The sequence below is a fragment of the Actinomyces succiniciruminis genome (assembly GCF_900002405.1).
Classification (GTDB): domain Bacteria; phylum Actinomycetota; class Actinomycetes; order Actinomycetales; family Actinomycetaceae; genus Actinomyces; species Actinomyces succiniciruminis.
The window spans coordinates 23,158-40,909 of the sequence record NZ_LK995501.1; the positions used below are offsets into that span (position 1 = coordinate 23,158).

General features: G+C 67.6%; 14 protein-coding genes. 10 read left to right on the plus strand and 4 right to left on the minus strand.

Going from position 1 to position 17,752, the window contains the following annotated elements; genetic code table 11:
- Positions 1-101: 101 nt before the first annotated feature.
- The 6 genes from BN1056_RS07755 to BN1056_RS07780 are packed head-to-tail and all read left to right on the plus strand — an operon-like array spanning position 102 to position 7,098.
- The gene (locus BN1056_RS07755; protein ID WP_111819685.1) at positions 102-1,961 is read left to right on the plus strand and encodes a phosphotransferase; all 1,860 of its coding nucleotides are present in this window, start codon (positions 102-104) and stop codon (positions 1,959-1,961) included.
- Positions 1,958-2,968, plus strand: coding sequence for a DMT family transporter (locus BN1056_RS07760; RefSeq protein WP_210580203.1), 1,011 nt, complete (start codon positions 1,958-1,960; stop codon positions 2,966-2,968). Before BN1056_RS07755 ends, BN1056_RS07760 begins: the two co-directional genes overlap by 4 nt.
- Positions 2,949-3,830, plus strand: coding sequence for a LicD family protein (locus BN1056_RS07765; RefSeq protein ID WP_073327161.1), 882 nt, complete (start codon positions 2,949-2,951; stop codon positions 3,828-3,830). Before BN1056_RS07760 ends, BN1056_RS07765 begins: the two co-directional genes overlap by 20 nt.
- A complete protein-coding gene (locus BN1056_RS07770; RefSeq protein WP_073327160.1) occupies positions 3,827-4,690 on the plus strand; it encodes a LicD family protein in 864 nt (287 codons plus the stop codon). The genes BN1056_RS07765 and BN1056_RS07770 overlap by 4 nt, the downstream gene beginning before the upstream one ends.
- A 2-nt stretch (positions 4,691-4,692) precedes the next feature.
- Positions 4,693-5,949, plus strand: coding sequence for a lipopolysaccharide biosynthesis protein (locus tag BN1056_RS07775; protein ID WP_210580205.1), 1,257 nt, complete (start codon positions 4,693-4,695; stop codon positions 5,947-5,949).
- A gap of 45 nt (positions 5,950-5,994) precedes the next feature.
- Entirely contained in the window at positions 5,995-7,098 is a 1,104-nt protein-coding gene (locus BN1056_RS07780) for a glycosyltransferase family 4 protein (protein WP_111819687.1), read from the plus strand.
- 28 nt (positions 7,099-7,126) lie between these two features.
- Here BN1056_RS07780 and BN1056_RS07785 read toward each other — a convergent pair whose 3' ends face one another.
- The 3 genes from BN1056_RS07785 to rfbA form a co-directional block, all read right to left on the minus strand.
- Positions 7,127-7,510: a DUF2304 domain-containing protein gene (locus BN1056_RS07785; RefSeq protein ID WP_108966623.1), complete on the minus strand. Its 384-nt coding sequence runs from the start codon at positions 7,508-7,510 to the stop codon at positions 7,127-7,129.
- A gap of 2 nt (positions 7,511-7,512) precedes the next feature.
- Positions 7,513-8,268 (minus strand): glycosyltransferase family 2 protein, encoded by a 756-nt coding sequence (locus tag BN1056_RS07790; RefSeq protein WP_073327155.1) that lies wholly within the window; start codon positions 8,266-8,268, stop codon positions 7,513-7,515.
- Positions 8,269-8,417: 149 nt separating this feature from the next.
- The gene (gene rfbA, locus BN1056_RS07795; protein WP_210580208.1) at positions 8,418-9,290 is read right to left on the minus strand and encodes a glucose-1-phosphate thymidylyltransferase RfbA; all 873 of its coding nucleotides are present in this window, start codon (positions 9,288-9,290) and stop codon (positions 8,418-8,420) included.
- A 264-nt stretch (positions 9,291-9,554) separates the two neighbouring features.
- On the opposite strand from rfbA, the gene manA reads away from it, so the two are divergent.
- Positions 9,555-10,742 carry a mannose-6-phosphate isomerase, class I gene (gene manA / locus BN1056_RS07800; protein WP_210580210.1) on the plus strand — a complete coding sequence of 396 codons (1,188 nt, stop codon included), beginning with the start codon at positions 9,555-9,557 and terminating at the stop codon, positions 10,740-10,742.
- Positions 10,743-10,854: 112 nt separating this feature from the next.
- On the opposite strand, the gene BN1056_RS07805 is transcribed toward manA, so the two are convergent.
- The gene (locus BN1056_RS07805; RefSeq protein ID WP_244671581.1) at positions 10,855-11,628 is read right to left on the minus strand and encodes a TIGR03089 family protein; all 774 of its coding nucleotides are present in this window, start codon (positions 11,626-11,628) and stop codon (positions 10,855-10,857) included.
- A gap of 345 nt (positions 11,629-11,973) precedes the next feature.
- On the opposite strand from BN1056_RS07805, the gene BN1056_RS07810 reads away from it, so the two are divergent.
- Genes BN1056_RS07810 through BN1056_RS07820 form a run of 3 tightly spaced genes read left to right on the plus strand, consistent with a single transcriptional unit; the run spans position 11,974 to position 17,572 of the window.
- A complete protein-coding gene (locus BN1056_RS07810; RefSeq protein ID WP_275405338.1) occupies positions 11,974-12,222 on the plus strand; it encodes a WhiB family transcriptional regulator in 249 nt (82 codons plus the stop codon).
- Entirely contained in the window at positions 12,219-16,091 is a 3,873-nt protein-coding gene (locus BN1056_RS07815) for a glycosyltransferase family 2 protein (protein ID WP_210580212.1), read from the plus strand. Before BN1056_RS07810 ends, BN1056_RS07815 begins: the two co-directional genes overlap by 4 nt.
- Complete coding sequence (locus BN1056_RS07820) at positions 16,088-17,572, plus strand: DUF5719 family protein (protein WP_210580214.1); 1,485 nt, start codon at positions 16,088-16,090, stop codon at positions 17,570-17,572. The genes BN1056_RS07815 and BN1056_RS07820 overlap by 4 nt, the downstream gene beginning before the upstream one ends.
- The last annotated feature ends 180 nt before the right edge of the window (positions 17,573-17,752 follow it).

Consider the following 17,752-nt stretch of genomic DNA (forward strand, 5'->3'; position numbering starts at 1 on the left):
GTGTGGGCCATCGCCGTGGGAAACGCCGGCGGCGTTTGTTCAAAACTGGGTGGCGTGTGTATGCTTTCGAACGCTAGCCATGATTGAAAGCTGATGAACGGATGGTGTTGCCTGTGACTTCTCCAGATAAGGGGACCCTTTCTTTGAAACGGTCGCAGTTCGATGTGCTCTACGCGTACTTGCGCGCCGGAGAGCCGCTGACTCAGCGGCAGGTCCAGGCGGCGACCGGCATGTCGTTGGGCAGCGCCAACGCTGCGGTGCGCGAGTGTGAGGCACTCGGGCTGCTGGCGGACCGCTCCCTGACTGACGCGGGTGCAGCCGCGTTGGAACCGTACCGCGTGACCAACGCCGTCGTACTCGCTGCTGGGCTCTCCGAGCGGTTCGCTCCGATTTCCTACGAGCGTCCCAAGGGAACCCTGCGGGTCCGTGGGGAGGTGCTCATCGAGCGGCAAATTGAACAGCTGCTTGAAGCCGGAATAAGCGACATCACCGTCGTTGTCGGATACAAGAAGGAGTACTTCTTCTACCTGGCGGAGAAGTACGGCGTCCGAATCGTCGTCAACGATGAGTACGCCACGCGTAACAACAACGGTTCTTTGTGGCGCGTACGCGACCGGCTCGACAACACCTACGTGTGTTCCTCGGATGACTACTTCACCGTTAACCCCTTCGAGTCGCACGTCCATCACGCCTACTACTCGGCCCAGTATGCTGAGGGCAGCACCGACGAGTGGTGTATAACCGTGGGCGCAGGTGATCGCATTACCGGCGCGACTATGGGCGGTGCCGACGCCTGGACGATGCTCGGTCACGTCTACTTCGACCGGACCTTCTCGGCAGCGTTCCGCCAGATCCTTGAAGAGGTGTACCACCTGCCGGAGACCGCCGCAAAGCTGTGGGAAGCGATTTACCTCGACCACGTCAGCGACCTTGACATGCGAGTGCGCCGCTACCCGGCTGGCGTCATCAATGAGTTCGACTCGGTTGACGAGATCCGTTCTTTCGATCCGTTGTTCATGGAGAATGTGGACTCGGAGGTGTTCGACAATATTGCCTCGGCTTTGGGCGTGCCAAAGGCAGAGATAGTCGACTTCTATCCGCTCAAGCAGGGCATCACGAACCTCTCGTGCCACTTCAGCGCCGGCGGCCAGGAATACGTGTACCGTCATCCAGGCGTCGGCACGGACCAGATCGTTGATCGGCAAGCTGAGTTTGATGCTCTGTTCCTGGCCCGGGAGCTCGGCATTGACCGGACATTTCTCGCGGGCGACCCAGACAAGGGGTGGAAGATATCCCGTTTCATCCCCCACTGTCGTAATCTAGACGTGAACCGTCCTGGTGAGTTGGCGCGGGCGATGTCCATGGCGCGCAGTCTTCACAACAGCGACCGAGTGCTCGCGCGCAGCTTCGGTTTCGTGGAGGAGGGGCTGCGCTACGAGCGCCTACTTACCGCCAACGGTCCCGTCGATGTGCCCGGATATGGCGAGCTGCGGGAGAAGATCCTTCGGCTTAGCCGCTATGCCGATGCCGACGGCTTCCCGGTCGGGCCCAGCCACAATGACTTCTTTCCGCTGAACTTCCTCGTTGATGAGCACGGGCACATCGATCTTATCGACTGGGAGTATGCCGGTATGTCCGATGTTGCTAGCGACTTCGGAACCATGGTCGTGTGCGCCCAGCTGAGCGGTGAGCAGGCTGAGGAAGCGCTATTCGCCTATTTCGAGGGCGAGCCCACTCCCGTTGAGCGACGTCACTTCTGGGCACACGTCGTTTTCGCCGGCTGGTGCTGGTATGTATGGGCGTTGGCGAAGGAAGCGGAGGGGGATGAAGTGGGGGAGTGGCTGTTCATCTACTACCGCCATGCCGTCGACTACGTTGATGCGCTGTTGGCCTCCTATGAGACAGACACTCCGTTGTTGAGCGCGCCGGCGCCGCGCCTGTCGGCGGGAGCGGTGGCATGAGGTACGGGGTGATCAGCGGGGCGCTGTGGGGCCTCGACACCGTTGTTCTCGGTATGGCCCTGGTACTGGTGCCGTTTCTCGGCGTTGGGAACGCGACGCTAACCGGCGCCGTTCTGCACGACACCACGTGCGCTATTGTGCTTGCGCTATATATGGCAGCGCGGGGTCGGCTGCACGATACCGCGGCGGCCCTGCGCACTCGTAGCGGTAAGATTGTCATGCTTGGGGCGCTCCTGGGTGGTCCCTTCGGAATGACCGGCTACCTGATTGCGATTGATAACATCGGTCCTGCCTACACCGCGATCATCTCCACGTTCTATCCCGCCGTGGGCACCCTGCTGGCCGCGATTCTGCTCGGCGAGCGTATGAGACCGCGACAGGTGGTGGCGCTGGTGGTGGCACTGGCGGCAGTGGTACTTATCGGATGGTCCTCCACGGAGTTCGATGTTCCCGGCTCAGCGCCGGTCGGTGTTCTTGCCGCGCTCGCGTGCGTGTTGGGCTGGGGCTCTGAGGCCGTGCTGTTGGCCTGGGGCATGCGTGATGACACGGTTGACAACGAGACTGCGCTGCAGATTCGCGAGACCACGTCCTCACTGGTCTATTTGCTAGTGGTTGCACCGTTGTCCGGGATCCTTGGTTTCACCTTGGCGTCTGTGGCAACGCGGGCCGCCTCGGTCGTTGCGCTTGCCGGAATTGCGGGTGCGTTCTCATACTTGTTCTACTACAAGGCCATCGGCACAATCGGGGCGTCGCGAGGCATGGCTCTGAATATCTCGTATTCGGCATGGGCGGTACTGTTCGCCTTTCTGCTCCAAGGGTCCGTGCCCACGCCGCTGCAGATCGCGGGGTGCCTCGTCCTGCTGGTTGGAACGGTACTGGCGGCTACGCCGGACTGGCGTACGCTGGTGACCTTCCCGGGGGCTGGACGCGATGCGGCCTGCCCTGACTTGCCAACTGATGACGGCCCAGATCAGACGGGAGATGCCAATGCCTTCTCACGCGGCTGACCAGCGGCAGCTTGACCACATCCACGTGCTGCTCACCCGTTTGCTAGGCGAGTTCGATCGTGTGTGCCGCGAGTTGGGGATCCAGTACGCCGTCTACGGTGGCACCGCCATCGGAGCGGTTCGCCACCGGGGATTTATTCCGTGGGACGACGACGTTGACGTGATGCTCACGCGTGCAGACTACGAGCGGTTCCTGTGCGAGGCCCCCGCCGTCATGGGAGGGGAGTTCGAGCTGCACAACACCCGTACCGTCCCCGAGTTCCCTTTTATGTTCACCAAAATGGTGCTCAAGGGAACGCTTTTAATCCCCGAAGCGGATAAGGACTCGAGCTATCGCATGCCTTTCTTCGTCGACGTCCTTCCGGTGGATAATATTCCTGACGACGACGGCGCCATGCGTTCTATGAGCCGCCGGAGTTGGCTTTGGGGCCGCCTGCTGTTTCTGCGAGGTACTCCCCGCCCCTACCTTATCGGCATCACCGGAGTGCGTCGCCGCCTGATCTATGCGCTCACAACTCTGGTGCACTGGGGCCTGAGGCTGACTCGAGTCTCGCCCGCCGCGCTGCAGCTGCGGTGGGAGAAGGCAGTACGCGCTTACGAGCACGAGGACACGGGACGTATGGCCGACTTCACCATGCGCGATCCCTACAATTGGGTAGTCACCCGCGAGGAGTTGTTCCCCACCCGCGACGTACCTTTTGAGGACATCACCGTAATGCTTCCGCACAACTATGACGCCTTGCTGAGCCGCGGTTACGGCGACTACATGGCCCTGCCGCCGCCGGACCAGCAGCGTAATCACCGGATGCACCTGGTCGACTTCGGGCCGTATGCCGACGAGTTCGAGGAAGGACGGTCATGAGCGGCGACGAACCATCGGAGCAGCTCGCCCAAGTCCAGCGCGCGACTACGCTTGTCCTAGAGGAGCTTGACCGCGTGTGCATTGACCTTGGAGTCCGCTACACCGTCTACGGCGGCACCGCTATTGGTGCCGTGCGTCACCGGGGGTTCATCCCCTGGGATGACGACGCCGATGTGTGCATGCCCCGTCCGGATTACGAGCGCTTCCTTGACCAGGCTCCCGCTGTGCTGGGCGAGGCCTTCAAGATTCACTCGCCGCGTTCCGATCCCGACTATCCTCAGACTTTCGCTGTTCTAGGACTGGTGGGCAGTGAGTTCGTTTCGCAGGCGGCGCGGGATCGCCCTTACCGCATGCCCATTGGAGTGGATCTGTTCCCGCTCGATTCCTTGCCTGACGATGGCGCCTCCTACCGCCGCCAAAGGCGAAGTACCTGGCTGTGGGGGAGGCTGTTGTACCTGAGAGGAACCCCGCACGCGCAGGTTGACCTGCCGGCCCCCCTGACCCATCTCGCTACCGGCGTGCTGCATGTTGTCCACTGGACGATGCGTATGCTCGGCGTAAGTCCGCGCCTGCTGCAGAGCCGGTGGGAGCGCAGCGCGAGACGCTTCGAGGGAAGCCACACCGAGATGCTGGGTGACTACTCGACCACAGACCCGCGCCACTGGGCAGTGCGTCTGGACGAGCTCTTCCCGGCCCGCCGGGTGCCCTTTGAGGGGATTCGTGTCATGCTGCCTCGCCAGTATGATGCCGTCCTGACCCGCGGTTATGGTAGCTATATGGAACTGCCGGCGGAGGATGAGCGGGTGAACCATGCGGCAGCCTGGGTGACTTTTGGGCCCTATGCTTCACCGGAGGACTAGGCGTGGTCAGTGGCGACAGGCGGCAGTTGGGCCGCGACTACGTGTGGAATACCGCGGCCTCGCTCATGAGCTCGCTTTCCCTGGTGATCATGCTCACGGCGGTTACTCGCACCGCCGGAATTGCCGCGGCCGGGGTCTATTCCCTGGCGATCGCCGTCGGCCAGCAATTCCAAACCCTGGGCATGTACGAGGTTCGCACCTATCATGTAACCGACGTCTCCGGGCGCTACGCATTCGGGAACTACCTGGCCACCCGCATCGTGACGACCGTACTCATGATTGGGGGGATCGTAGCGGCGACCATGGCGGGGGCTAGTCCTCGCGACGGACTAGTGAGCCTCTTGGTGGCTATGCTGCGCATATTCGATGCGGTTGAGGATGTGTTCTACTCCGAGTTCCAGCGCAATGGGCGGCTGGACATAGGAGGCCGTGCCTGCTTCTGGCGAATCACTACCACGACCGGTGTTTTCGTCGTGACCCTGGTGGTGACTCATGACCTGATGAGTGCCACAATTCTGACGTTGGTGATGTCCAGCATCGCCTTCGTTCTGCTGTACCTGCCCGCGGCACGGCGCCTGTTCTCGGTGCGACCATGCTGGGACTTCAGCCGGATCTGGTCCCTGCTCGTAGAATGCCTGCCGCTATTCCTCGGCTCTTTCCTAGCGATGTATCTGACCAATGCGCCGAGGTACGCTATTGAGGAGTTCCTGGACTCTCAGGCGCAAGGCGTGTTCGCTATCATTTACATGCCGGCAGTAGCCATCAATATGCTTTCCCTGTTTGTGTTCCGGCCATTGCTCACCCCGATTGCCTCCCGTTGGGTCGGCGGTGACAGACAGGGGTTCGCCAGGCTTGTTCGCCGGGGCCTGGTGACCACTTCCGGGGCGTTCGTCCTGGTGGCGTTGGTTTCGCTCGTGGCGGGGCCGTGGATCCTGCAGCTTGTCTTCAATCAGGATGTCTCGGCTTATCTGCCCGAGCTCATGATATTGGTTGCCGGTGGTGCCTTCAACGCTGTGGCGGTCATCCTGTACTACGCCCTGACAACGATGCGTCGTCAGGTTCTGGTCTTTGGAGGCTACGCCGCCGCCGCCGTCGTCGTCCTGGTGCTCAGCCGCCTGTTGGTGCCGATTTGGGCGCTGATGGGAGCGGCCCTGTCATACGCGGGGGCGATGCTCGTGCTCGCCCTGCTGTTCTTACTTCTGTCCCTGCATTCAGCGCGGCTGGCCGGTGCGCAGACGCACGCGACGACGCGTCGGTAGTACGCTGAATGCCGGTCACCCCCATCACTTCAGAAAAGGCCGCTTGTGCACCTCGCTATCGTTACGAACTCCTATCCGCCTCGTCTCGGCGGGCTCGAGTCCCACGTCTCCAACCTCGCTCAGGGGCTGGACGACTTGGGACACCGGGTGCACGTCCTGACGATCTCGTCTGAGCGCTCCAGGCGCAACGACGGCGGCGTCAAGGTTCTGACGGGCCGTGCCCACCTGCCGATCGCGGAGGTCATCTCCTTCCCGGGGCCGGGAACGGCCCGGGCAATCGCGCAGTACCTGCGGCGTGAGCACGTCGACGTCGTTTCTACACACACACGCTTCTTCCCCATGAGCCTCGTAGGGATGCGGGCTGCACAGGCGGCGGGGCTTCCCGTCATTCACACCGAGCACGGGAGTGGTTTCGTCGCCTCTCCTTCCCCCATTATCACCGTGGGCTCCCGCGCCGTTGACCTTACTGCGGGCCGATATGTTCTGCGCCATGCCGACCGGGTGCTCGGTGTCTCGCCCGAGGCGGCTGCATTCGCTCGACGTCTAGGCGCTCCACATGCAGACGTGTTCTACAACGCGATTACACCATCAGTCTTCACGGATGCGGTTCCGGACCGGCCTGACCACCTGGTGTTTGTGGGCCGAGTTGTGGCGGGAAAGGGATGGGACACCTTCCTGCGGGCGGTGTCGGCGTTGCGAGCGGCAGGGCAGGACGTGACCGGCGAGTTGCTGGGCGACGGAGCTCAGCTCGCTCAGGCCCGTCAGGAGTGCAGGACGCTGGGGTTGAACGGAGTGGTCGCGATACGCGGTCGTGTACCGCAGGAGCAGGCGCGCGCAGCCCTGCGCGGAGCGACGCTGGTCAACCCTACGGTGCTGTCTGAGGGATTTCAGACCACCCTACTGGAGACAATTGCCGAGAGGGGGCGGGTCGTTACGTTTGAGGTTCCCGGCGCTCAGCTGCTGAGGGAGTCGGGGGCGCCGGTGAAGATCTGTCGTGAGCGGAGCCTGGACTGTCTGGTGACGGCTCTCCAGGAACTCTTGGATAATCCGCCGGTTCCCGCATCACGGGAGCTCATCGATCCCTGGACTTGGCCGGTACGCGCACGTGAGTACAGCGAGGTGGTCGGTGAAGTACTCGCCGGTCGCTGAGTCCCATGAATGCTGATTCTAGGGCCCGCTACTTGGTGTCGGGTCCGGCATGCGGATGTCGGGGGAAATGGGGATCCAGACCCGCCTGGGTTACAATTAGATTGAGGATTGCGATGTTTTCCGCCAGAATCCGTGTCTCGTCCTCGAGACGGCTAATCTCCAGTGAGTGATGGAGCGTAACCCCCAGCAATAGAAAGATCGCCAGTACGAATAGCAGGTTTGAAGGAACTTCGAATCCGAGGAGGTGGGCCAAGGACGATAGCAGTCCGGGGACCACCGCCAGTAGAACGATGGCTATTCCCACGAGAATCCACAGCGCGGCGTATTTTTCTCGCAGTTTGCCGCCGCGCAGCAGCGTGAAGACAAAAGCGACAACGAGGGCGGCGATGAGGAGGTAGAAGAGCTGGGACATAGTCACTCCCCCTTCTGGGCGGCTGTTGTCGACTCACGCCCCGCTCGGATAATGGGCCGGCGGGTCAGCGCGATGAACAGTGCGAACATGCTTCTGATGAGGTATACGGCAGCCTTCCAGGGATTGTTGGAAGGCGCGCCTGCTTGTCTAGGCCTCATGTCCACACCGACTTGATTCACGGTCAGTCCCGAGCGCACAGCGATGACCAGCGAGTCAATTGTGTCCCCCAAGTACTCGGCCGGATAGTGGAGGCAGTACTGGTCGATCGCGATCGCATCCGCCGCACGGAAGCCGCTGGTGACATCGGTTAGCCTGGTATGCGCAATCCGTCCGATAATGGTGGCGAGCATCACCATCGCCCAGCGCCTTGGCCCGCGTACCCGGTATGTTCCGGTCTTGGTGAAACGTGCTCCGATGGAGATGTTCGAGTGCTCGAGCCCAGCGAGTACCCGATTGATGTCACGAGGATCGTGCTGGCCATCCGCGTCGACTTGGATGGCTCTGGTGTAACCGAAACGGCGGGCGAACTTGTATCCGGTCCGCATCGCCCCGCCGACGCCGAGGTTATAGGGCAGATCGAGGACGTGAGCTCCGGCCTCTTGGGCGATCTGCGAGGTGCGATCGGTAGAGCCGTCGTTGACGACGAGCAGGTCGTAGTCCGGGACGATCCGGCGTAGTTCGCTAATGGTCCCACCAATCACGTCCTCTTCATTCCATGCCGGCATGATTACCAGCGTGCTGGGGAATTGGGTGGGCATGGCAACTCCTGCTGAGCGAGATTTTTGTACGACTACGTTAGCAATTGGCTGAGATGTCTCGGAAACGACTCGCCTGCGCGGTTCGGCCTCTTGCGGTGGAGCATTCGCGGCCTCACTGTCCGGGTGCGGGCGGCTTGCCGCTGGGCCCGTCAGCGCCGCTCGCGCTCGAGCAGGCCGAGCAGGTACTGACCGTAGCCGGACTTGACCAGCGGTTCGGCGCGCTCGCGCAGGCCGTCGTCGTCGATGAAGCCCATGCGCCAGGCGACCTCCTCCGGGCAGCCGATGTTCAGCCCCTGCCGGTGCTGGACCGTGCGCACGAAGCTGGTGGCGTCGGCCAGCGAGTCGAAGGTGCCGGTGTCCAGCCAGGCGGTGCCGCGGGGGAGCACCTCCACGGTCAGTCGCCCGGCGTTCAGGTAGGTGCGGTTGATGTCGGTGATCTCGTACTCGCCGCGCGCGGAGGGAGCGAGGTTCTTGGCGATCTCAACCACATCATTGTCGTAGAAGTACAGCCCGGGAACGGCGTAGTCCGACTTGGGGCGGGTGGGCTTCTCCTCGATGGACACGGCCTTGAAGTCGGCGTCGAACTCCACCACACCGTAGGCCGTTGGGTCGGCGACCTGGTAGGCGTACACGACGCCGCCGTCGGGGTTGGTGTGGCGGCGCAGGCGCGTGCCCATGCCAGGGCCGTAGAAGATGTTGTCACCCAGCACCAGGGCGGCCGGCTGGTCGCCGATGAAGTCCGCCCCCAGCACGAAGGCCTGCGCCAGACCGTTGGGAACCTCCTGCACCGTGTAGGACAGGTTCACGCCCAGCTGGGAGCCGTCGCCCAGCAGCCGGTGGAAGCTGGGCGCATCGTGCGGGGTGGTGATGACCAGCACGTCCTGGATGCCGGCGAGCATCAGCGTGCTCAGCGGGTAGTAGATCATCGGCTTGTCGTACACCGGCACCAGCTGCTTGGAGGTGCCCAGGGTGATGGGGTTCAGTCGGGTGCCGGAGCCGCCGGCCAGGATGATGCCTCGCATGGGCACAGTCTGGACCATGCACACCCCATTTCGTCGCAATTGGGGCGGCCGGGTTTTTGCGGTACTGTCCGACGGGGCCCGGAAGAAGACGAGTGCCGGGCTTACCTGGTACCGCCCGGGGCGGGTCGCCGAGGGGGCGGCTGGGAGCGAGTAGCCGTGAGCGCCGCTGGAAGCGTGTAGCCCTGAGCCGTCGCGAGTCCCGGGGCGGGGCGTCGCCGGCGTCATGACCGGAGGCGGCCGCAGCTTCCGTTACCGTTGGCCTTCATGGAACGTCTTGACGGTGCGCGGCAGCGCTACGACTGGGGCTCGCCCGAGGCCATACCCGAGTATCTCGGCATCCACGAGGACGGCCAACCCTGGGCCGAGCAGTGGTACGGCGCTCACCCCGCCGGGCCCACCCGCGTGGGTGACCGCACCCTGGCCGCACTCATCGACTCCGACCCGCAGCGCCTGCTCGGGGAGGATGTGGTGCGGCGCTTCGGCCCCAAGCTGCCCTTCCTCCTCAAGTTCATCGCTCCCGCCCGCGTACTCTCCCTGCAGGTGCACCCCTCGCTGGAACAGGCGGTCGAGGGCTACGAGCTGGAGAACGAGGCCGGTGTTCCCCTGGATAGTCCGATGCGTAACTACAAGGACGCCAACCACAAGCCGGAGATGGTGTTGGCGCTGACCCACTTCGAGGCGGTCGCCGGCTTTCGGGCGCCGCGGCGGGCCGCCGAGGTACTGGCCGAGCTGCGCTCCCCGTTGGCTCGGCGCATGCGTCGCACCCTGCGGCTGAATCCGACCCGCTTCGGGATCCGGCAGGTGTTCACCGACCTCGTCTCCGCCTCCACCCGGCCCGCGCCGGCGGAGATCGCCGAACTGGTGGAGGAGATAGATGCCCGGCTCACCGCCGGAGACTCGCCGTCGCGGCGGGTTGACTCCAATGTGATCAGCATGTGGCGGTCCTTCCCCGGCGATCCGGGCGTGGCCGCGGCGCTGCTGCTCAACCCCGTCACCCTGCGGCCGGGCGAGGCCCTGTTCGTGCCCGCGGGCAGCGTCCACGCCTACATCTCAGGCATGGGCATCGAGGTGATGGCCTCCTCCGACAATGTGCTGCGCGCCGGGCTGACCACCAAGCACGTGGACGTGCCGGAGATGCTGGCCTGTGTGGACTATGTGGCGGCGCCCCCGGTGCGTCCCGCCCCCGAGTACCTGTCCCGGGCGACCCGCGCCTATTACGTGCCCGTGGACGACTTCGAGCTGCTTGTGACCACCGTGGTCCCCTCCGACGGGCGCGTGCAAGTGCCCGGCCGAGGGCCGCGGATTGTGCTGGCGACCGAGGGGAGTACGACGGTCACCACGCCTGCCGGGCAGGCGCCGCTGGTGCGCGGACAGGCGCTGTTCGTCGGCGCCGACGAACGCACCCTGGCGGTCGAGGGGGAGGGGACCGTCGTCCAGGCCGACGTGCCCTAGTCGGTGTCGGTTCTGGCGTGGCGCCGGGCGCTCTTGGGGGTAATCGGCTGGAAGCGCCGTGCCGCAATGACCGGTCTCGGTGCAGCTTCGACCTGCCTCGGCGGCTGGGCGGTTAGGTGCCCTCCTGGCGGGCGGCCGTCTGGGTGAGCTCGGCGTCCGCGTCGGGCGAGACGAGCACCGCGGTCAGCCCGTTGCGCCAGGCGGCGAGCACGCCGCGCATCGCCTCCAGGGCGGTGTCGGAGCGCACCAGTGCGGCTCGCGGCCGCGTCCCGGCTGCGGAGGCGTGCTCCGCGGCGCCGGGGGCGTCGGTCGGGTTTGACGACTCGGCCAGCCCCGCGACCAGGGCGGCGCGCGAGATCCCTGCGGGCGTGCCCGAGGCTTGCGTCGCATCAGCCCGGAAAGCGGTGCGGGCGCCATCGACGGCCGGTGCGGTGAAGGAGTCCGCGTAGCCCATGACATCGGCTACGCCATCGAGCACCAGCGGCGGCAGTTCGCCCGGCCAGCGCATGGCCAGGGCGGCGCGCGGCACCAGCACCTGCAGCTGCGCATCCGCATCCAGCTCCTCCGGGGTGAAAGCCACCGACACGTCGGCGGGGGCGTCGAAGGTCACCGTCCCACCTGCGAGCCAGGTGCCGCAGCACCAGGTCACCGTGCGCCAGTGCGCCCCCAGGCTCAGTTGCACAAGCGGGTACGCCTCGGCGCCCACGGCCGGGGCCTCCTCGGCGAGCAGATGAGCGATCTTGCATTGCCACATGTTCAGCACCCGCCCGGTCAGTTCCACTCGCTCGCCCGGCGCGTACCACACGAGCCAGGCGCGGTCGGCGTCCGCCGCCGTGGGGAGCAGGTCGGCAAGAGGGTCATGCGGGTGGGTGGTGTTGCGGATCACGGCACAGATCTAAGCAGAGGCGTGGGGTCGCTGCCGTGGCGCGGCGTTCTCGCCGCTGATTGCCGTGAGGCTGTCGCCGTGGGGCGTCTTGCGCTCCCGGAGAATCGGCTGTGAGCCACGTCACGATACGTAAAAGTTCAGCCTTATAACGGCGTGTCTGCGCCGGTCTGCGTGCCGTCGCAATTAAGTGAACTTCTCTGCCGCGGCTTGACTCACGGCGGCTCACACCCGTGTAATTCTACGTGAACATCGTCCGCATCCTGAAGGGAAGCCATCGTGTGGAACATCCTCGGCGACGGGCCGCTTGAGCGGTCCGACGACGCCGACGACGAGGCGCTCCTCCTTCTGCTCGGCGACGACGATCCAGACGAAGGCCCCCTGGCCTGGCAGGAGCGCGCGCTGTGCGCTCAGACCGACCCCGAGGCCTTCTTCCCTGAGAAGGGAGGTTCCACGCGCGAAGCCAAGCGCGTGTGTGCCTCTTGCGAAGTCCGTGAGGAATGCCTGGAGTACGCCCTGGCCAACGATGAGCGCTTCGGGATTTGGGGAGGATTGTCCGAGCGCGAGCGCCGCAAGCTCAAACGGCGCGCGGTATGAGCCAGGCGGGAAGCGCCGCCCAGCAACCTGCACCCGGCGGGGTCCTCGCGGTCCTCGTCTCAGCCGGGGTCACCCCCTACTTGCCTGAAACCCTGCATGCCCTGGCCGGCCAAACCGTCGCTCCCGACGTACTGCTGATCGTCGACGTCGCCTCTCGCGCCAATGGACTCGGTGACGGTACACCCATCGAGGAGGCCGTGGTCGAATCCGGTACCGACGCGGTCACCGCTGTACGCGTGGTACACGTACCCGAGGCCGCCGGTTTCGGCGACGCCGTCGGACGCGGCCTGACCAAGTACGCCGAGCTGATCGCCAAGGGCAACCGCAAGCGCCGCCGTCACCGCGACCACTTCACGGGGTCGCGCCAGACGGACCGGCCGGACGCGACCACCGGCGCCGTTACCACCGCCTCCGGGCAGCTGACCGGCCCCACCGGCGCCATGTCGCCGATCTCCGATACCGAGATCTACCGTGCCACCGAGGTCGACGCACCGGCCGCCCAGCCCACCGAGGGCTCCTGGCTGTGGCTGTTGCACGACGACTCCGCCCCCGATCCCGACTGCCTGGCGGCGCTGCTCGCCGCCGTACGCACGGCCCGCTCCATTGCCCTGGCCGGGCCCAAGCAGGTCGACTGGGAACGGCCCCACGAACTGCTCGAGGTGGGCCTGCGCACCACCGCATCCGCCCGCCGCGCCAACGACGTCGTCGAGGGGGAGGTAGACCAGGGCCAACACGACGACCGCACGGACATGCTTGCCGTCGGCACCGCCGGGGCGCTGATCGACCGCGCCGTCTGGGACCAGCTCGGGGGCATCTCACCGGCGTTCCCGCTCTTCGACGACGGCCTGGAGCTGTCCCGCGCCGTGCGCCTGGCCGGCCACCGCGTCGTCGTGGTGCCCGACGCCGTCCTGCGCCACCGCCGCGCCAGCTACCTCGGCCTGCGCCCCGCCCAACAGCCCCACGGCCCGCACCGCGTCCCTGGTCACGCCGACCAGAGCGATACGCCTCCGACCGTCGCCGTCCCCGAACCCGATCCGGACCGCTCCTTCCGCGCCCGGCGCAGCGCGCAGCTGACCGCATGGGCGACCTTCTCGGCCCGTCCCTTGCCGTTGCTGCTGGCCTGGATCGTCCTGCTCGGGCTGGCCCGTGCCGCCTGGCGGCTGCTGACCAAGGCACCCGCGCTGGCCCGTGACGAGTTGGCCGCCGCCCTCGCCGTCGCTCGCAGCGGCGCCGCGATCCGGCGCGGCCGCAGGCGGCTCGCCGCGCACCAGGACGTGCGTCGCACCGTACTGTCCGAGCTGTACGTCAGCGCCGCCGACATCCGTGCCGCCCGCCGCGACCGGCGGCGCCAGGAGCGCGAGCGCGCCGCCCGTGAGGCCGCCCGCAGCGAGTTGGAACTGCGTGAGTTGGCCGCCCTGACCCGGCGGCGGCGCCTCGTCCTGGCCGGCGTACTGATCGTGGCGGGAGCCTTCGCTGCTGTCGGGTTGTCGCAGGTCCTGGTCGCCCGCACCGTGACCGGTGGCGCCCTGCCCGGCCTGGGGGGCAGCGGGCGCGACCTGTGGGACGCCGCCTGGTCCACCTGGGTCGGCTCCGGAGACGGCTATCCCGCCGCCTTGAGTCCACTGCTGGCCACCCTGGCCCTGCCGGTGGCGGTCGGCTCCTGGGTCGGCCTCGACGGTGACGCCCTGGTGCATATCCTGCTGGTGCTGGCCGTCCCCCTGGCGGCGCTCGGCGCCTGGTACGCCGCCGGCACCGTGACCCGCCGCAACCCGCTGCGCGCCTGGGCGGCGCTCGTGTGGGCGCTGGCCCCGGGGCTGCTGCTGGCCGTCGGACAGGGGCGGCTCACCGCCGTCATCGTGCACCTGACGCTGCCGTGGGCGTTGACGGCGCTCGCACGCGCCGTGGGGGCGGATCGGCGCGACGTGGTCCTGTCCGGGATGGTGGGCGCGCACCACGCCACCCAGGCGGAGAAGGCCGAGCTCGACCGCTTCGCCGCCGCCCGCATTGAGGACCTGGCCGAGCTGGCCGACGACGACCCCGCGGCCCCTCAGGAGGCGCAGGACCAACTGGCGGAGGTTGCCGACGCTTCCGAGGCGGACGCCCTCGCCGCATCGGAGGCGTCCGCGGACGCCGAGCCGCCGGCAACAGACGCTGCCGCCGCTGAGTCCGTCGAGGTGCCCGAGGCCGCCGGCCCGCCGCTGCCCTTGCCGGAGCGCTACGGCCCCGGCTCACCCACGGCCGCCGCGGCGGCGGGACTGCTGCTCAGCCTGATCGTGGCCGCCGCCCCCGCCACCGCCGCGCTTATCCTCGTCGGCCTGATTGTGCTGACGGCATGCATGCGCCGCAGCGCGCCGCGCCTGCTACTGACGCTCGTACCGGTCGCGGCCACCGCCACCCCCGCCTGGTGGCGCGCCGCGCGCCTGGCCCAGGCCGGTGACGTGGACGACGGCGTGCACTATCTGCTCACCGACACCGGCCTGCCCGCTGCCGTCGCCCCTCCCAGCACCATCGAAACCCTCCTGGGCATGCCGCAAGACGTCGAGTCCCTGATCGCCGACCCGAACCTTGCGTTGACCGCCAAGGCCCTACTCGCCATCGTCCCAGTCGCGGCGGTCTTCGGCTTGCTGACCGGTGGGCGCCGCGGCAACTGTGCCCGCGCCGGTTTCCTCATGGCACTGGGCGGGCTGGCCCTGGCCGCCGCCGGGACGCGCGTCATCGTCGCCGTCGGCACCCAAACCGACGGCACCGGCTCCGTCACCGTAGCCGCCTGGGCCGGCACCGGCGTCTCCTTCGCCCTTGCCGGCCTGCTCACCGCCGCCCTGGCCGCCGGCGACGCCGCATATGCGGCCCTGCCCGCCCACGCTCCCGGCTGGAGGCGCTGGGCGCGCGTCGGGCTGGTGGGCGCCGGTGTCATCGCCGTCGCCGCCCCATTGAGCGTGGGCGGGGCCTGGGCCCTGGCGGCCCACGCCTCCACCGCCACCGGCACCGACGCCGATGTGATGGCCCTGCGGCCCGCCGGCAGCCGCATCCCGCTGATCGCCGCTGAGATCCAGTCCTCCGACACCGCCGGACGCGTACTGATCCTGTCGGGAGGCGACTCCGGACTGCGCGTGCGCATCTGGCGCGGGGACGGCACCCAGCTGACCGACGTGACTCCCGACGTCCTGACAACCCAGCTCGCCATGCGCATGGCGTCCGGAACCACCGCGGCCGCAAGCCCCGCGCCGGCCACGACCGCGGCAGACGACCCGCTCACCACCACCCTGACCGACCCGGCCGACGCCGAACTCGCCGACCTGGTGGTGCGCGCCGCCGCCGGCCAGGACGAGGACGTGGCCGACGCCCTGGCGGCCCACGGCATCGCCGTCGTGCTGCTGACCGACGCCGCCGGCGACGAACTGACCGCCTCCACCCGCGCCGGCCTGGAGTCCACCCCCGGCCTGGAACAACTCGCCCGCACCGACTCCGGCACCTCCTGGCGCGTCGCCCCCGCCGCCGCCCCCGAATCGGCCCGGGCCGTACTGCAGGCCGCCGACGGCACCGCCACCACCATCCCCGCCAACGCCACCGGAGCCACGGCCGTCCGCACCGCCCTTCAGGCGGGCACCGGCAGGCGCGTGCTCATGCTCGCCGAGCGCAACGACGGTGCCTGGCGGGCCACCCTGAATGGCGAGCCACTTGCGGCCACCACCGTGCCCGACGCCGCCGGCCGCTGGCGCACCGCCTTCATCGTCCCCGCCGACGGCGGCGAACTCGTGGTCACTCACGGCACCACCCTCGGCGCGATCGCCGCTCGCGGCATCCCCGTCATCTGGGTCATCACCGCCCTGTTCGCCCTGCCCCTGCGCCGCAGGAGGCGCACCGTATGAGCCTTCCCCATCGCAAACTCTTCGCCATCGCCGGGCGCGTCGCCTCCGCGCTCCTGCTGCTGGCCGCGGTCCTCGCCCTGACCTGGTGGGGGACCGGCAGTCCGCGCGCGACCAGCCAGAACGTAACCGCCACCGCGGTGCCCGCCCCTGCCGCCGACGTCGTCTACGCCTGTCCCGCAGCCCCGAACAACACCATCGGCGGCATTGACCTCGACGAGCCCACGGCATCCACCACCATCACCGCACTCGACGCCGACTCCACCCTCACCTACGGCTCGGAGTCGCTCGAGGACGCCACCACCACCTTCGATACCGCCGACGGCGGCATCCTGACGGTGCGGGCCCCCGGCGGCCAAGCCACCGGCGCCGTCGGCACGGTCACCACCCTGACCGCCGGCGGCGACCTGCGCGGCCTGAGCGCCGCCCCCTGTGCCGCCCCCGCCTCCGTCGCCTGGATCGTCGGCGGCTCGGCCGCCGTCGGCTCCTCCTCCGAGTTGCGGCTGACCAACCCCGGACTGACCACGGTTACCGCCACCATCCACCTGTACGGCTCCACCGGTGAGCTCACCCTGCCATCCTCCGGGCAGGTGGCCGTCGGCGCCGGTGAGATCGTCGGCGTGCTGCTCGAGGCCGCCGGGGCGGCGGACGACCGCCTGGCGCTGAGCGTGGAGGCGGACGGGGGCGTGCTCATTCCGGCCCTGGTCACCGAGTCCCTCGACGGTGAGACCCCCGCCGGCGTCGACACGCTCACCGCCGGCGCCGCTCCCGCCACCGACCTGACCATCCCCGGAGTCGTGCTCGTGGAGGCCGCCGCGCAGGGGGAGACGGAGGCCGACGGCGCCGACTCCTCCGACTCTCCGGCCGTGCGCGTGGTCAACCCCGCCGAGGCCCCCGCCACCGTGTCGATCTCTCTGATCGGCGCCGACGGCGAGGAGGACCTGCCGGGCGCCACCGCCGTGACCGTCGACCCGGGCGCCGTCTTCGACATCTCCCTGGCGGGCGTGGACCCCGGCGCCTACGCCGTGCACGTGACCTCGGACGCGACAGTGGGCGCGGCCGTCAAGCTTGTGCGCAGCGCGGGGGAGTACCCCGACCGCTCCGGCGCCCTCGCCCACGACACGGCCTGGGTGCAGGCCGCCGCCGACGCCGCGGGCTCCACCCTCGCCCTGCCCCGCGAGGGCGGTCTGGACACCACTGTGGTGCTGACCAACTCCGGGGCAGCCGACGCCACCGTCAGCCTGACCTCGGCGGATGGGGAGTGGACCGACGAGGTCACGGTCCCCGCCACCACCACGCTCACCCCCAGGGTTCCCGACGAGGTGTCGGCGCTGGTGATCACCGGGGCCGGCGGGCAGCAGGTCTCCGCGGCCGCCGTCGTCACCACCGAGGTTTCCGGCGACGTGCCGGGCACGCTCATCTCCGTGCTTCCCACCGTGCCCGACGCCGCCGCCCAGTCCTCCCGCAACCTCCGGCTGTACTGACCCTGTCCCGGCTCTGTCCCGCACTCTGTACCGGCCTGCGAGGCCATCGTGACGGCGTCGTGGGCACGCCCGGAACCGTCTCGTATACGACTTCCCCACAAAGACACGCGTTTTGGAGGTTTGCATGTGCGCAGCGCCCTGTGATGTCTCAGGACATCGGTGACAGTTCTGCCTCAGGAC

What these genes read in the sequence shown, in the direction of transcription:
- BN1056_RS07785 (WP_108966623.1), bottom strand. Translation starts at nt 7,510, where the DNA reads ATGTCCCAGCTCTTCTACCTCCTCATCGCCGCCCTCGTTGTCGCTTTT.
- BN1056_RS07755 (WP_111819685.1), top strand. Translation starts at nt 102, where the DNA reads ATGGTGTTGCCTGTGACTTCTCCAGATAAGGGGACCCTTTCTTTGAAA.
- BN1056_RS07770 (WP_073327160.1), top strand. Translation starts at nt 3,827, where the DNA reads ATGAGCGGCGACGAACCATCGGAGCAGCTCGCCCAAGTCCAGCGCGCG.
- manA (WP_210580210.1), top strand. Translation starts at nt 9,555, where the DNA reads ATGGAACGTCTTGACGGTGCGCGGCAGCGCTACGACTGGGGCTCGCCC.
- BN1056_RS07820 (WP_210580214.1), top strand. Translation starts at nt 16,088, where the DNA reads ATGAGCCTTCCCCATCGCAAACTCTTCGCCATCGCCGGGCGCGTCGCC.
- BN1056_RS07760 (WP_210580203.1), top strand. Translation starts at nt 1,958, where the DNA reads ATGAGGTACGGGGTGATCAGCGGGGCGCTGTGGGGCCTCGACACCGTT.
- BN1056_RS07815 (WP_210580212.1), top strand. Translation starts at nt 12,219, where the DNA reads ATGAGCCAGGCGGGAAGCGCCGCCCAGCAACCTGCACCCGGCGGGGTC.
- rfbA (WP_210580208.1), bottom strand. Translation starts at nt 9,290, where the DNA reads ATGCGAGGCATCATCCTGGCCGGCGGCTCCGGCACCCGACTGAACCCC.
- BN1056_RS07790 (WP_073327155.1), bottom strand. Translation starts at nt 8,268, where the DNA reads ATGCCCACCCAATTCCCCAGCACGCTGGTAATCATGCCGGCATGGAAT.
- BN1056_RS07765 (WP_073327161.1), top strand. Translation starts at nt 2,949, where the DNA reads ATGCCTTCTCACGCGGCTGACCAGCGGCAGCTTGACCACATCCACGTG.